Annotated in this window: 2 protein-coding genes and 1 other RNA gene; 1 reads left to right on the top strand and 2 read right to left on the bottom strand. The window is 67.0% G+C overall.

Annotation, left to right across the window (positions count from 1 at the left end):
* On the bottom strand, nt 1-580 hold a 580-nt coding region (locus AD72_RS35150), incomplete at its 3' end, for a sensor histidine kinase (protein WP_037348467.1).
* Nucleotides 577-1,233, bottom strand: a complete 657-nt coding sequence (locus tag AD72_RS35155) for a sensor domain-containing protein (protein ID WP_037348468.1) — start codon at nt 1,231-1,233, stop codon at nt 577-579. The genes AD72_RS35155 and AD72_RS35150, both read right to left, overlap by 4 nt.
* Nucleotides 1,234-1,397: 164 nt before the next feature.
* Here AD72_RS35155 and ssrA point away from each other — a divergent pair.
* Nucleotides 1,398-1,772, top strand: a transfer-messenger RNA (tmRNA) gene (gene ssrA, locus AD72_RS35310).
* Nucleotides 1,773-1,824 lie beyond the last annotated feature (52 nt).

Raw genomic sequence — 1,824 nt, forward strand, 5'->3', positions numbered from 1 at the left:
CGTGCAGATCGCGCTCGATCCGGCGGCGCTCCGCCTCGGCCGCGTCCACCCCACGGGCCCGCGAAGCCTGCAGATGTTCCGCCTTCGCGCGCAGTTCCGTCGCCGAGCTCGGGCCGAGGAACGCCTTCGCGAGTGAGGCGTGCAACCAGGCCACGGTCGGGGACACCCAGATCGCCATCGGGGTGAGCACGATCGAGGCGATCCCGAACGCGAGCTCGAAGCAGGCCAGTGGAAGACACAGCAGCTGATAGGCGAAGGAACGCCAGGTCGGGGCGTGGGTCAGGCGAGCGGTGAGGCGACGGAAGGCCCCCTGATCGGGGGAGTACTTCGGCTCCGGCTCCTCGATGTGCACCCCGAGCCAGGAACCGACCCAGTTCCGGTCGAACCGGGCCAGCCTGTTGTTCAGCGCGAAGGTCAGCATCAGGATCGGCAGGCCCACCCACACCACGGCGAGCCCGATCCCCAGCGTCAGGCCCACGATGAGCAGGATGAACATCACCAGCCGGACCGGGAAGTTCAGTAGCAGGAAGCCGACCGAACGCACCGCCCTCGGCAACCGCCGCTGCGCGTTCTCCGTCATCCCTGTTCCCCGATCCGCTGCGTGTTCCTGTCCATCCTGCCCGATTCGCCGAGAATCCGGCGCGCATATCGCGCATGCCAGACCGCGAGGCCCTTGGTCACCAGCACCGCGATGGTCAGCAGCAGCGCCCCGAGCGCCATCCACGGGAGACCGTCGGTGAAGCTCCGGACCGCGAACCAGTGCGGGCCATCACCGATCGTCGGGAAGGTCCAGATCCCGCCCGGCAACGCCCAGTAGTAGAACGGCACCGCGAAATAGTTCAGCCCGGCCGCCCACAGCCCCACGACAACCGCGAACTCCAGGATCGTTATCGGCAGCAGGGACAGCGTGTAGCCGAGCCCGCGCCAGGTCGCCGGGTCCGCCATCCGCGCCTTGATGCCCCGTGCGGCGCGGTACGCCGGGATGATCCGGGTGCCGAGCATCGCGTTCGCCCTGCCGATCTCGAACCGCCCGATACCGCGGGTCAGCAGGATCGCGAACGCCAGGATCGGCAGCCCGACCCAGGTGATCGAGCCGGCGACACCGACCGTGAGCAGCGTGACCAGGAGCGTGAACCAGAGGATCGCGAGCGGCATCCCGAGCAGGAAATACCCGAGGGCCGCGCCCGTGTTCGGCCGGTTGCGCGTCACGATCGGTGCCGTTTCGGTGGTCATGGCGACTATTCTCTGCTGCGTACGGGGTTGCGGGCCATGGTGTGCACCGGCCGGTCCGGGGTAGGGACAACCCCACCGCCGAAACCGGAATGACCCGGGCGATCGTGGACGTTATGATGGGTGGACAACTCCATAACGCCCACAGCCCTGACGGGTTGTATCCAGGGGGTGATCGGTTTCGACTCTGGACGACAAAGTCAGGGGAAGCGTGCCGGTGCAGGCGAGAGACCACCGTAAGCGTCATCGCAAACAACAAGCGCCAAGACGAATAGTCAGCGCGACTTCGCCCTCGCTGCCTGATACAGCGATCGCGAGTCTGTCGGCCCGGGGATTCCTCCGACCCGGTTGCCGGCATCGACTAGGAGGATTACCTGTGGTCCCGGTCGCGGGGGCCATTCGGGAAGCAAACAGCGACTGGGCCCGTCGAACCGGCTTGTTCGCGTGACCGGTTGGGCCGAGTAGGGATACAGCGAACTGCGCACGGAGAAGCCCTGATGATGCGGCAGAGGACCCGGGTTCGATTCCCGGCACCTCCACGCTTGGGAGGCTCGTGCTCGCGGAGAGCGCGAGCCTTTTTGCGTTCCGGCTGTT

The sequence above is a fragment of the Sciscionella sediminilitoris genome, assembly GCF_000737195.2.
In the GTDB taxonomy this organism is placed as follows: domain Bacteria; phylum Actinomycetota; class Actinomycetes; order Mycobacteriales; family Pseudonocardiaceae; genus Sciscionella; species Sciscionella sediminilitoris.